Genomic DNA, 13,282 nt, shown 5'->3' on the forward strand with positions numbered 1-13,282 from the left:
CGCGTCGGCTGTGAGTGGCAGCTCATTACTGTCGGGCGGGTGCGTGCCGTGGGAGTGACCGAGTTCGGTGGGCCCGAGGCCCTGTCCGTCGTCGACGTGCCCGACGAGCCGCTGGACCCGGGCCGGGTGCGGGTCCGAGTGCGGGCCGCGGCGGTCAACCCGACCGACACCCACCTGCGCCAGGGCGACTACGCCGACCGCGACCCCGTGAAGACCCCGCCCTGGGTGCCGGGGATGGACGCCGCCGGCGAGGTGGTGGAGGTCGGCGAGGGCGTGGACCGGGTGGCCGTGGGCGACGCGGTCATGGGCGTCGTCGTCCCCACCGGGGCGCACGGCGGCTACCGCGAGGACCTCGTGCTGCCGGCCGCCTCGGTGTCGCTGGTGCCGGCCGGGGCCGACGCCGTCGCCGCGTCGACCCTGCCGATGAACGGCCTCACCGCGCGGCTGGCGCTCGACCTGATGGCGCTGCCGCCCGGTTCGGTGCTCGCGGTGACCGGCGCGGCGGGAGCCTTCGGCGGCTACGTCGTCCAGGTGGCGAAGACCGACGGGCTGACCGTGGTCGCCGACGCGTCGGAGGCCGACGAGCAGCTGGTGCGCGACCTCGGCGCCGACGTCGTCGTCCGGCGCGGCGACGACGTGGCCGAGCGGATCCGCGCGGAGTTCCCCGACGGCGTCGACGGGCTGGCCGACGGCTCCGTGCAGGACGCGCTCGTGCTGCCCGCGGTCCGCGACGGCGGGAAGGTGACGACCGTGCGCGGCTACCGCGGCGACGGCTCCGGCCGGGTCGAGGTGCTGCCCACCCTGGTGCGCCGGTACGCCGAGAACGCGGCGGCGCTGGACCGGTTGCGCGAACAGGTCGAGTCCGGCGCCCTGACGCTGCGCGTGGCGCGGACCTTCGCGCCGGAGGAGGCGCCGGAGGCCCACCGGGTGCTGGCCGCCGGCGGCGTGCGCGGCCGGCTGGTGATCACCTTCTGAGGTCGCGGGGGCGGCGGCGCCCCTGACAGGGTGGGGGAGGTCCCGGGCAGCGGTGCCCGGGCACGAGCGCGGAGGTGCGGCGGAATGGTGCACAGGCTGGTGGTCAGCTACGGGCAGCCGGAGGACCCGGCGGCGTTCGACGCCCACTACCGCGACACGCACACCCCGCTCGCGGTGCGGATGCCCGGCCTGGTCCGGCTGACCACCGGGCGGCCGCAGTCGATGGACCCCTCCCACCCCGCGCCCTACCTCGTCGCCGAGCTCGACTTCGACTCCGAGCAGGCGATGGGCGCGGCGTTCGCCTCCGACGAGGGCAAGGAGACCGCGCGGGACGTGCCGAGGTTCGCCAGCGGCGGCGCGGTGATGACCCACTACGAGGTGAACGAGGTGCACGTCTCCCGGTGAACGGCGCCCAGGCCCTCATCCGCACGCTCGTCGACGCCGGGGTCGACGTCTGCTTCGCCAACCCCGGCACGTCGGAGATGCACTTCGTCGCCGCGCTCGACGACGTCCCGGAGATGCGCGGCGTGCTCACCCTCTTCGAGGGCGTCGCCACCGGCGCCGCCGACGGCTGGGCCCGCATGACCGGCCGCCCCGCCGCGACCCTGCTGCACCTCGGGCCGGGGATGGGCAACGGGCTGGCCAACCTGCACAACGCCCGCCGCGGGCGCACACCGATGGTCAACGTGGTCGGCGACCACACCCGCTCGCACAAGCGGCTCGACGCGCCGCTGGAGAGCGACATCGACGCGGTGGCCGGCACGGTGTCGGGCTGGGTGCGCCGGTCCCTGACGCCGGCCGACGTCGCCGCCGACGCCGCGGACGCCGTCGCCGCGGCCGCGCGCGGCCAGATCGCCACGCTGGTGCTGCCGGCCGACGTCTCGTGGTCCGACGGCGCGGCGGTCGCCGGACCCCCGCCGCTGCGCCCCCGCCCGCTCGTGCCCTCCGCGGTGGTGTCCGCGGTGGCCTCGGCGGTCGGGTCGGGCGAGCCGACGGTGCTGCTGCTCGGCGGCGACGTGGTCGCGTCGGAGGCCGGGCTGCTCGCCGCCGGACGGGTGGCCGCCGGCACCGGCGCGCGGCTGGTGGCCGAGACGTTCCCGGCGCGGATGGTGCGCGGCGCGGGGCTGCCCGACGTCGGCAAGCTGCCCTACCCCCCGGAGGTGGCGATCAAGGCGCTGGCCGGCACCCGGCACCTGGTGCTGGCCGGGGCGGTCTCCCCGGTGCACTTCTTCGGCTACCCGGACCTGCCGGGGACGCCGGTGCCCGAGGACTGCGAGGTGCACGTGCTGTCCCGGCCGGGCGAGGACGGCGTCGCGGCGCTCGAGGAGCTGGCCGGGCAGGTGGCCGTCGGTGCCGAGCCCGAGCTGCTGGAGGCCGCCCGCCCGGAGCTGCCGACCGGGCGCCTGACGCCGCGCGCGGTGTCGGCCGTGGTCGGCGCGCTGCTGCCGGAGCGGGCGGTCGTGGTGGACGAGGCGATCACCTCCGGGGTCGGGATCACCGAGCTGACCGCGGGTGCGCCACGGCACGACTGGCTGGCCCTCACCGGCGGGGCGATCGGCGACGGCCTGCCCATGGCGGTCGGCGCGGCGGTGGCCTGTCCCGACCGGCCCGTGCTCGTCCTGCAGGCCGACGGGAGCGCGATGTACACCGTCCAGGCGCTGTGGACGATGGCGCGCGAGCAGCTCGACGTGACCGTCGTCCTCTACGACAACGCGTCCTACGCGATCCTGCAGGGGGAGCTCTCCCGCGTCGGCGCCGCCGGCGGCGGGGAGCGGGCCGGGCAGCTGCTCGACCTCGGCGGACCGCAGCTGGACTTCGTCGCGCTGGCCACCGGGATGGGCGTGGCCGCCACCCGCGCCGAGACCGCCGAGCAGCTCGCCGACCAGCTCCGCACGGCGCTGGCCGAGCCCGGCCCGCACCTGGTGCAGGCGGTGCTGCGCCCCGCCGGCTGAGCTGCCGCCGGGCCGCGGGCCGGGCGCCTCACCCGGCGGGGGGACCGCCGACCGGTTGGGATCCAGACCCGGACGTCCGGTGCCGATGTCGTCTGCGTGCTCCCGACGACGACAGCAGACGGTCCCCGCGCGCCCGTGGGGGAGTCGTTCGCCGGCGGCCGCCGCGCGGCGGTCCTGACCCTGCTCGTGCTCGGCGCGGTCGTGGCGCAGGCCGCCTTCCAGGGCACGGTCACCGGCAGGGCGCTGTACTTCGGCATCGGCGCGGCCTCGCTGCTCGCCGCCTGGGCTGGTGCGCTGCGCGCGTGGTCGGGCCGGGCGCCGGTCCTGCTCGCCCTCGGCGCGACCCTGGCCGGGCTGGGCGACCTCCTCCGCCAGGTCCTCGAGCACCTGACCGGGGAGTCCGGGCACGTGCTCGCCGTCGACGCCGTCTACCTCGCCGGGTACGCCGCCCTGGGCGCCGGCGTGTGGCTCCTGGCCGCCGGTCGGGTGCGCTCGCGCCGGCAGCGGCTGGCCGGCTGGATCGACGCCCTCTGCGTGTTCGTCGCGGCGCTGCTGGTCGTGTGGCAGGTCTCGGTCACGGCGGCCGTCGGGGACTCCTCGCTGCCGGCGTCGGCCCGGGTGGTCCTGGTCCTGTACCCGGCCCTCGACGCCGCGCTCATCGGGCTGGCCTGGCGCCTGGTGACCACCTGCCGGCGCGGCGAGTGGACCGGCACGGCCGTGGTCGCCGCGTGCGCCTGCTGGCTCGTCGCCGACGTGGGCCACCTGCTCGACGTCGACGTCGACGGCTTCACCTCGTGGCTGGCCTCCGGCTGGCTGCTCGGCAACCTCCTGCTGGCCGCGGCCACCTGGCAGCGGCTCACCGCACCGCTCGGCGCGGGGCACACGGGGGAGGCCGCCTCCGGGCTGGGCCGCCTCGTGGTCTGCCTGGCCGCCCTCATGGTGCCGCCGACCGTGGAGCTGGTCATCGACGCCACCAGCCACCAGGACGCGATCGGGGCGGTCTTCGTCAGCATGCTGGTCCTCACGGCGCTGGTGTCGTGGCGGGCGTCGCTGCTGCTGCGCGGCGAGGCCGCGGCGCGGGCGCTGGTGCGCTCGCGCGAGCGGCGCGCGACCAAGCTGGCCTCCTGGTCCGCCGACGCCGTGGTGGTGGTCGACCGGGAACACCGCCTGCTCAGCGACCCGGCGCCGCTGGCGGCGCTGCTCGGCACCAGGCCGGAGGAGCTGACCAGCACCCAGGACGCCGTCCGCGCGGCCGGGGTCGCCCCCGACGTCGCGGTGCAGGTCTTCGAGCAGGGGCTGGCCGCCGGTGGGCAGGTCGTCGACGTCGAGGTGCCCGCCCGGCGTCAGGGCGAGGACCGCTGGCTCGGCATCCGGCTGGTCGACCTCACCGAGGACCCCGACGTCGGGGGCGTCGTCGTCGTCCTCACCGACGTGACCGGCCGGCGCAGCGCCGACCGGGCGCTGGCCCACACCGCCCTGCACGACGGGCTGACCGGCCTGGCCAACCGCACGCTGTTCACCGACCGCGTCGGCCAGGCGCTGCTGCGCACGGTGCGTGGCGGCGGCTCGGCCGCGGTGGTCTCGGTGGACCTCGACGGCTTCAAGGCGGTCAATGACACCCTCGGCCACGACGCCGGCGACGCGCTGCTGTTCGAGGTCGCCGGCCGGCTGCGGGCCGCCGTCCGCGCCGACGACACCGTGGCCCGGCTGGGCGGTGACGAGTTCGCCGTGCTGGTCGAGCAGATCGGCGGGGACGACGACCAGGCCGTGGTGACCGCCACCCGCCTGCTCGAGGTGCTGGCCCAACCGGTCGAGCTCGACGAGGGGACGGTGACCGTGACCGCCGCCGTCGGCGTCGCCGTCGGCCGCGGCGACGTGACCAGCGGGTCGCTGATCGCCGACGCCGACCTGGCGCTGCAGGCGGCCCGGACGGGCGGCCGCAACCGGGTGGAGCTGTTCGACCCCGGCATGCGTGCGGCGGCCCAGGCCGCCCGCGAGCTGGAGCAGGAGCTGCGCGGCGCGCTGGCCGCCGGCGAGTTCCGGCTGGTCTACCAGCCGGTGATCGACCTGGCCGACCGGCGGGTGACCGGCTTCGAGGCGCTGCTGCGCTGGAACTCGCCGCGGCTGGGCGCGGTGGGCCCCGACCGGTTCGTGCCGGCGGCGGAGTCCGCGGGCCTCATCGACGAGATCGGCGCGTGGGTGCTGCGCGAGGCCTGCGCGACGGCGGCCGCCTGGCGGTCCGCGCACCCCGGCGCGGGCGCGATGACGATGGCGGTCAACGTGTCGGCCGGGCAGCTGACCTCACCGGACCTGGTCGGCTCCATCGCCGCCGCGCTCGCCGAGAGCGGCCTGCCCGCCGGCGCGCTGGTGGTCGAGGTGACCGAGACCGCGCTCGTCGGCGACCCGGAGCACGCGGCGGCCTGCCTGGCCGCGCTGCGGGCGCTGGGCGTGCGGCTGGCGCTCGACGACTTCGGCACCGGCTACTCCTCGCTGGCGCACCTGCGGCAGTTCACCGTGGACGTGCTCAAGATCGACCGATCGTTCGTGAGCACGATGGCCGAGGGCGAGCCGATGCCGGCGATCGTGCGCGGCACCATCGACCTGGGCCGCACCCTCGGCCTGGAGGTGCTGGCCGAGGGCGTGGAGCACGAGCACCAGGCGCGGCTGCTGGTCGAGGGCAACTGCGACTCGGCGCAGGGCTACCTGTTCGCCAGGCCGCTGGAGCGCACCGACGCCGAGGCGCTGCTGCTCGAGCAGGCCGCCTCCGGCCGGGCCGCCGGCGTGCAGGTGCCCCTGCCGTAGGTCCCGACCGGCCCGAGCGTCTGCGCCGGCGCCGCACCCTCCTGGCCGGGGCGCGGCGCCGGCGCACGTCGTCGTGCGCCGGCACGGACACGCCCCGCGCCGGGCGCGGGCCGCGACCGGGGTGGCATCGTGGTCGGGGCGTCGAGACGGGGCGCACCGCGACCCGGGGACCACCATGCCGCCGACGCCTCCCGACGCTCCCGGGCCGGGTGGGCGAGCGCCGTCGCCGGCAGCCGCCCCGAGCCCGGTCCCGCCGCCCGACGGGCACCGCCCGGGAGCCGGGTTCCGGGCCGACGTCGAGGGGGTGCGCGCGGTCGCCGTCCTGGCCGTCGTGCTCTTCCACGCCGGCGTGCCGGGCCTGGGCGGCGGCTACGTGGGCGTCGACGTGTTCCTCGTCGTGTCCGGCTTCCTCATCACCGGCGTGCTGTGGCGGGAGCTCGCCGCCACCGGCACGGTGCGCCTCGCCCGCTTCACCGGCGCCCGTGCCCGCCGCCTGCTGCCGGCCGGCGTCACCGTGCTGCTGACCACCGCCGCCGCGGCGGCGTGGCTGCTCCCGCCGCTGCAGGCCCGCATCGCCCTCGGCGACACCATCGCCGCCGCGGTGTACGGGCTCAACAACCGGCTGGCGGTCCGGGGGACCGACTACCTCGCGGCCGACACACCGCCCTCGCCGTTCCAGCACTACTGGTCACTGGGCGTCGAGGAGCAGTTCTACCTGCTCTGGCCGGCCCTGCTGGTCGGTACCGGCCGGCTGGCCTGGCGCGGGACCCGGGGCCGGCCGGCCGGCACGCGGACGGCGACGCCGCTGGTCGTCGTGCTGGGCCTGCTCACCGTGGCGTCCTCCGCCGTCTCCCTGCTGTGGACGCGGTCCGCGCCGCCGTGGGCCTACTTCTCCCTGCCGTCGCGGGCGTGGGAGCTCGGCCTGGGCGGGCTGGTCGCCCTGACCCTGCCGGTGTGGCGGCGGGCGCCGGTCGCGCTCGCCGTGCCGGCGGGGTGGGCCGGCCTGGCCCTGGTCGTCGGCAGTGCCGTGACGCTGGACGAGAGCACGCCGTTCCCCGGGACGGCGGCGCTGCTGCCCGTCGCCGGGACGGCGCTGGTGCTCGGCGCCGGCGTCCGGGCGCCGCGGTGGGGCGTCGGGGGACTGCTGTCGGCCGGGCTGCTGCGGGGCCTGGGCCGCTGGTCCTACTCGTGGTACCTGTGGCACTGGCCGGTGCTCGTCCTGGCGCCGTACCTGGTGGGGGACCTGGGCCTCGGCGGCCGGCTGGCCGCGGCGGGGGTGGCCCTGCTGCTCGCGGGCCTGACGCTGCACCTGGTGGAGGACCGCGTCCGCTTCGCCCGGCCGCTGCGGGACTCGCCCGGCCGCAGCCTGCTGCTCGGCGGCGGGCTGACGGCGGCGGGGGTGGCGGGCGCGCTGGCGCTCACCGCCGTCGTCCCGGCGCCGGTGGGGCGCGGTGCCGCGGTGGCGGCGGCGACGCTCGACGTGCCGGGGGAGTCCGCCGCCCCGGCTCCCGACCCGGCCGCCGCGACGCCGGTGGTGGACCCGCAGGAGGCGCGCGTCGCCGACCTGACCGCTCAGGTGCAGGCCGCCGTCGCCGCGTCCGCCGGGCTGCACGCCGTGCCGTCCAACCTGACCCCGCCGCTGGCCGAGGCCCGGGCCGACGTCCCGGAGGTGTTCACCGACGGGTGCGTCCTCAGCTGGCGGACCGCCGAGCAGCACACCTGCGAGTTCGGCGACGCGGCCTCGCCGGTGTTGGTGGCGCTGGTGGGGGACTCGCACGCCGCCCAGTGGGTGCCGGCGCTGCAACCCGTGGCCGAGCAGCGGGGCTGGCGGCTGCAGGTGGCCAGCAAGGTGACCTGCCCCCTGCTGGACCTGCCGATCACCAGCCCCTACCTGGGCCGCCCCTACACCGAGTGCGTGCAGTGGCGCGAGCAGGTGGTCGCCGGGCTGCGAGCCGCGCCCCCGTCCCTGGTGGTGCTCGCCGCGACCCGTCGCTACGGCGCGGACTTCGGGTTCACCGCCTACGACGAGGCGTGGCTGGACGCGCTGGGCCGGATGGTGGCCGAGCTGCGCTCGACCGGCGCGCGGGTGCTCGTGCTGGGCCCGGTCCCCGACCCGCACACGGTGGTGCCGACCTGCCTGTCGGCGCACCTGGACGACGCCGCCGCCTGCACGCCCGACCGGGCGACGGCGAACGACGCGGCGGGGATCGCGGCGGAGACGCAGGTGGTGCAGGCCGCCGGCGGGCGGTATGCCGACCTCACCGACCTGTTCTGCACGGCGGCCGAGTGCCCGCTGGTGGTGGGCGACCAGCTCGTCTTCCGCGACGACAACCACCTGACCACCGGCTACGCCGCCTTCCTCGGCCCGGTCGTGGGCGCGCTGTGCGACCGGGAGCTGCCCACGTGAGGACCGGGTCCCGCGCGACGACTCAGCGCGTCACCCCGGTGTGGCCCAGCGAGTAGCGCCCCGGCTGCGGCCACACGCAGAGCCCGTGCGGGCTGTCGGCGACCGGGATGCGGGCCAGCAGGTGCCCGTCGGCGGTGGACAGGACGTACACCTCCGCGTCGTACCGCCCGGAGAGCCACAGCTGGCTGCCGTCGGCGGTCACCCCGCCCATGTCGGGGCTGGACGGGCCGGGGATCGTCCACTTGGTGACGGGGGCGCCGGTGTTCGCGTCGAGCACCGAGACGCTGTCGTCCTGCCGGTTGGTCACGTAGAGCCGGGTGGCGTCCCGGCTCGGGTAGAGGCCGTGCGCCCCGGGCCCGGTCGGGATCTCGTCGATGACCCGGGTGGCCGCGCCGTCGAGCACCCACAGCCCGCCCTGGTCGGAGTCGGCGACGTAGAACCGGCTGCCGTCGGGGGAGAGCTTCACGTCCTGCGGGCCCATGTGGTGGTTCATCGTCGGCATGTCGACGAGCCGGAGGACGGTGCGGGAGGGGACGTCGACGACGGCGACGCGGCCGGCGAACTCGCAGCTGAACACCGCCGTCCGCCCGTCGGGGGTGAAGTCGGCGTGGTCGATCCCGGCGCAGTCGGGGATCTCCAGCCGGCCCTGCTCCACCCAGGTGTGCGGGTCGTAGAACACCAGCAACCGGCGCGCCTCGGCCACGGAGATCGCCGCGGCGCCGTCGGGCGTGAAGTACATGTTGTACGGGTCGTCGACCGGGATGCGGGGACCGTTCTGACCGGTGACCGGGTCGATCGGGGTGATCGTGTTCCCGACGTCGTCGGTGGCGTACAGCGTCTGCATGTCCCACGACGGGACGACGTGCTGCACCTCCAGGCCCGCCGGGAACGTCCTGACGACCTCGAGGGTGGCCGGGTCGATCTCCCACACCTCCCCGCTGTTGTGCGGCACGTAGACCATCGGCCGGGCGGCCTGCGCGGCCGGGGCGAGCATCCCGGCGGCGGTCTCGGAGTAGACGTTCGCGGCGTCCACGACCGGGGGCATGCCCGGCAGCTGGTCGGCCACCACCGGCGTCGGCTCGGCGGTCGTCGGGGGAGCCGACGCGGAGGACGACGCCGAGGACGACGCGGAGGACGACGCGGAGGACGACCCGGCCGCGGTGTGGCCTGCGGGATGGCCCGCGGTGTCGTCCGCGGTCCCCGACGAGCAGCCGCTGACGAGCAGCAGCAGTGCGACGCCCAGCGTCGCTCCGGCGTTCCGCACGGTCACGAGTCCTCCTGCTCCCCCTGGCGACCGGACCGGCCGCCCCTCCCCGCCCGGCGACGGTAGCCTCGCCCGTCGTGGCTGTCCCACGGACCCTCGGGCGATCCCGGTGAGCGGAGGCCTCGACCGCCGGCGGCTGCTGGGTGCCGGGGGCGCGCTGACCCTCGCCGCGCTGCTGGACGCGTGCACCGGCTCCGGCGCCGCGGCCCCGGGTGCCACGTCGAGCGGCTCGCCGTCGTCCGCGCCGCCCGCGACGACACCACCCGCGACGACACCGCCCCCGCCCCCGGCGCCGTCGGCCGTCGACCTGCTCAGCGACGAGGCGGCCTGCGTCCTGACGCCCGACACCATCGCCGGGCCCACGTGGTTCGACGCGCACGCCGTCCGCAGCGACGTCCGCGACGGCCGGCCGGGGGTGCCGCTGGACCTGGCGTTCCGGGTGGTCCGGCTGCCCGGGTGCGCGCCGGTGCCCGGGGCGGTCGTCGACCTGTGGCAGTGCGACGCGCTCGGCGTGTACTCCGGCTTCGCCGGCGCCGAGCCGGGGCAGGGCGGGTCCCCCGGCGGCACGGACGAGTACGGCGACGCGCAGGCGGCCGCCACGGAGGGCACCGCGTTCCTCCGCGGCACCCAGGTCACCGGCCCGGACGGCGTCGTCACCCTCGCCACCGTCTACCCCGGCTGGTACCCGACCCGCACCGTGCACCTGCACCTCAAGGTCCACCTCGACCGGAGCACGGTGCTCACCACCCAGCTGTTCTTCGACGACGCGGTCACCGACGCCGTGCACGGCAGCGCCGACCCCTACCGCCGGCACCCCGGCCGGGACACGCGGAACGACACCGACGCCTTCTACGCCGACGCGGCCCTGCTGCGGACGGCGCCGGACGGGGACCGGTGGCTGGCCGCGCTCACCCTCGGCGTCGTCTGACCGCCTCCGAGGACCCCTCCACCACCGGCCTCCGACCCTGGTGGCCGCTGCCCGGCCGCGCCACGGTGACCCGGGGAGGCGGTCGCGCGGGCCAGGGCTGCCGACCGCGGTGTATCAACCCGGCCCCGCCCGCCTCCTCGAGGAGTGGCCCGGTCGCGGGTCACGGCTCGCCGAACCCGGGGGGAGACGCTGGTGGGACACCAGGAGTACGAGCGCTACGACGGCGGCAGCGAGCAGGCCGAGCTCCTCGTCTTCGAGGGGCTCGCCCGGGAGCTCATGCTGGTGCAGGAGAGGAACCGCAGGGCCAGAGGCGCGGCCACCGTGGACCGCGCCTTCCACGCCAAGACCCTGCTGGCCGTGGAGAACGCCTGCCTGCGGGTCCGGCAGGACCTGCCGCAGGACCTGCGGCAGGGCTGCTTCCGGCCCGGCGCCGAGCTCCCCGTCACCGTCCGGTTCTCCAACGCGAACGGGGCGCCGCAGCCCGACACGGCCGAGGACATGCGCGGTGTCGCCCTGCGGGTGCACGCCGGCGGGGACACGGTGCACGACCTGCTGATGACCAACTGGCCGGTGTCCCCGGCCGCCGACGCCCGAGAGTTCGTCGCGATGGCCGCGGCCGTGGCGGGACGGACGTCGAAGGCGTCGAAGCTGCTGTCCCTGGTGCTGCGGCTGCCCCGCCGGGTCGGCCTCCGGGCGACCGTCCGGATCATCCGGAACCTCGCCGCCTCCGCGCGCCCGGCCGACAGCCTGGTCCACGAGGACTACCACAGCCGCGGCGCGATCCTCTGGGGGGACGCCGGCCCGGTCCGCTACCGCCTGCACCCGGCGGGCGCCCCGGCCGTCCCGGCGAGCACCGGTCCCGACCGGCTGCGCACCGACGTCGTGCGCCGGCTCGCGGCCGGCGACGTGCAGTTCGACCTGCAGGTGCAGCGCTACGTCTCCGAGGAGCGGACGCCGGTCGAGGACACGTCCCGGGAGTGGACCGGGGAGTTCGTGTCCGTGGCCCGCCTGGTCCTGCCCCGCCAGGACCTCGACACCGCACGGGCCCGCCTCGTCGAGCACCGGGTCGACCGGCTGGCCTTCAACCCTTGGAACACCACCGAGGAGTTCCGGCTGCTCGGCAACCTCAACCGGGCGCGGCGGGCGGCCTACGAGGCCAGCAGCGCCCACCGCCTGCACCGCCGGTTCGTGACCGAGGAACCGCGCCGGGCGGTGCTGCTCAACGGGCTGGCCGGCCGGCTGTTCGCCCTCGTCGACCGGGTGCGCCCCTGGCACCGGCTGCCGTCGCCGCTGGCCCTGCTGGACCTGGCGGTTATGCGCCGCCGGCTGCGCCGCGACAACCTCATCGACACGGAGCTGCCGGCCCGGGTCGAGGTGCGCTCCCCAGGAGCGGAGCCCCCCGCCGACGCGGTCGCGCACCGCACCGCCGACGGCAGCTGGAACGACCTGTCCTCCCCCCGCATGGGTGCCACCGGCGCCTGGTTCGGCCGCAACATGCCGGTCGACGTCCGCCAGGCCGACCTCCCCGACCCCGTCCGGGTCGCCGACGAGCTCCTGGCCCGCGAGCGGTTCATCCCCGCCCGGTCGCTGAACGTGCTCGCCGCGGCGTGGATCCAGTTCCAGGTGCACGACTGGGTCCAGCACCGCCGCGTCCCGGTGGGGGAGCGCAGCATCGACCTCCCCCTCCCCGACGGGCGCGAGTGGCGCAACACCCCGGGCGGCCCCGTCGAGCGGGTCATGCGGATCGCCGACGACGACGGCCCCGGCAACCGCGTCTCGCACTGGTGGGACGGCTCCGAGGTCTACGGCAGCGACGACGCGACGGCGCGCCGCCTCCGGGAGGACGGCGGGAGGGGCGCGCGGCTGCGCCTGGTGGAGGGCCATCTGCCCACCGACGACGGCGGGACGGCGGCGGCCGGGTTCGCGGAGAGCTGGTGGCTGGGCCTGAGCGCGCTGCAGACCCTCTTCGCCCGCGAGCACAACGCGGTGTGCGACGCCCTCCAGCGGGAGTACCCGGACCTCGACGACGAGCGGACGTACCAGACCGCGCGGCTGGTCGTCTCCGCGCTGATCGCGAAGATCCACACCGTCGAGTGGACGCCGGCGATCCTCGGCACGCAGACCCTGGACACGGCGATGTCGATCAACTGGCGGGGCGCGCCGGACCAGTGGCTCACCCGGCTCGGCATCCGGTTGCTGGACCCGCACGCCGTCGACGGCATCCCGCGTACCCGGCCCGACCACTCCGGCGTCCCGTTCTCCCTCACCGAGGAGTTCGTGACGGTGTACCGGATGCACCCGCTCATCCCCGACGACTACGTCTTCGTCGACCCCGTCACCGGGGAGGCCGAGGAGGCCCGCTTCACCGACATCTCGGGGGAGCGGACGGAGGAGCGGTTCCGCGCCATCGGTCTGGCGAAGGCCCTCTACTCGCTGGGCACCGCCCACCCGGGCGCGGTCACGCTGCACAACTTCCCGGAGGCGCTGCGGCACGTCGAGCGGGACGGCGAGGTCGTCGACCTCGCGGTCGTCGACGTCGTGCGCACCCGTCGGCGCGGGGTGCCGCGCTACAACGACTTCCGGGCCGGGCTGCACGTGCCGCGGGTCCGCCGCTTCGAGGACCTCACGACCGACCCGGGGACCCTCGCCGCGCTGCGGCGGCTGTACCGGTCGGTCGACGAGGTCGACACCGTGGTCGGCCTCCTCGCCGAGGAGCCGCCGGCGGGGTTCGGGTTCAGCGACACGGCGTTCCGCGTGTTCCTGCTCATGGCCTCGCGCCGGCTGCAGAGCGACCGGTTCCTCACCGTGGACTTCCGGCCGGAGGTGTACACCCCGCTCGGGATGGACTGGGTCGAGCGCGGGAGCCTGGCCGACGTGGTGCGGCGCCACTGCCCGGAGCTGGCGGGGCTCGTCGGGACCGGCAAGGCGGCCTTCGCCCCGTGGGGCTGACCCGC

At 76.7% G+C, this 13,282-nt stretch carries 8 protein-coding genes; 7 read left to right on the top strand and 1 reads right to left on the bottom strand.

Going from position 1 to position 13,282, the window contains the following annotated elements:
• Nucleotides 1–39: 39 nt before the first annotated feature.
• The 5 genes from ACWIZO_RS12380 to ACWIZO_RS12400 all read left to right on the top strand — a co-directional run bounded on the left by ACWIZO_RS12380 (nt 40) and on the right by ACWIZO_RS12400 (nt 8,136).
• The gene (locus ACWIZO_RS12380; RefSeq protein ID WP_448642735.1) at nt 40–975 is read left to right on the top strand and encodes an NADP-dependent oxidoreductase; all 936 of its coding nucleotides are present in this window, start codon (nt 40–42) and stop codon (nt 973–975) included.
• Between the two features lie 84 nt (nt 976–1,059).
• Entirely contained in the window at nt 1,060–1,380 is a 321-nt protein-coding gene (locus ACWIZO_RS12385) for an EthD family reductase (protein WP_448642736.1), read from the top strand.
• Complete coding sequence (locus ACWIZO_RS12390) at nt 1,377–2,927, top strand: acetolactate synthase large subunit (protein WP_448642737.1); 1,551 nt, start codon at nt 1,377–1,379, stop codon at nt 2,925–2,927. The genes ACWIZO_RS12385 and ACWIZO_RS12390 overlap by 4 nt, the downstream gene beginning before the upstream one ends.
• A 135-nt stretch (nt 2,928–3,062) precedes the next feature.
• Nucleotides 3,063–5,729, top strand: coding sequence for a putative bifunctional diguanylate cyclase/phosphodiesterase (locus ACWIZO_RS12395; RefSeq protein WP_448642738.1), 2,667 nt, complete (start codon nt 3,063–3,065; stop codon nt 5,727–5,729).
• Nucleotides 5,730–6,033: 304 nt separating this feature from the next.
• Entirely contained in the window at nt 6,034–8,136 is a 2,103-nt protein-coding gene (locus tag ACWIZO_RS12400; protein WP_448642739.1) for an acyltransferase family protein, read from the top strand.
• A gap of 22 nt (nt 8,137–8,158) precedes the next feature.
• Here ACWIZO_RS12400 and ACWIZO_RS12405 read toward each other — a convergent pair whose 3' ends face one another.
• A complete protein-coding gene (locus ACWIZO_RS12405; protein ID WP_448642740.1) occupies nt 8,159–9,406 on the bottom strand; it encodes a YncE family protein in 1,248 nt (415 codons plus the stop codon).
• 103 nt (nt 9,407–9,509) lie between these two features.
• Between ACWIZO_RS12405 and ACWIZO_RS12410 the strand changes: the two genes are divergently transcribed.
• Together ACWIZO_RS12410 and ACWIZO_RS12415 are read left to right on the top strand one after the other, a co-directional pair.
• Nucleotides 9,510–10,328: a dioxygenase family protein gene (locus ACWIZO_RS12410; RefSeq protein WP_448642741.1), complete on the top strand. Its 819-nt coding sequence runs from the start codon at nt 9,510–9,512 to the stop codon at nt 10,326–10,328.
• A 192-nt stretch (nt 10,329–10,520) separates the two neighbouring features.
• Complete coding sequence (locus ACWIZO_RS12415; RefSeq protein ID WP_448642742.1) at nt 10,521–13,277, top strand: peroxidase family protein; 2,757 nt, start codon at nt 10,521–10,523, stop codon at nt 13,275–13,277.
• The last annotated feature ends 5 nt before the right edge of the window (nt 13,278–13,282 follow it).

This window comes from Geodermatophilus sp. URMC 63, from assembly GCF_053502565.1.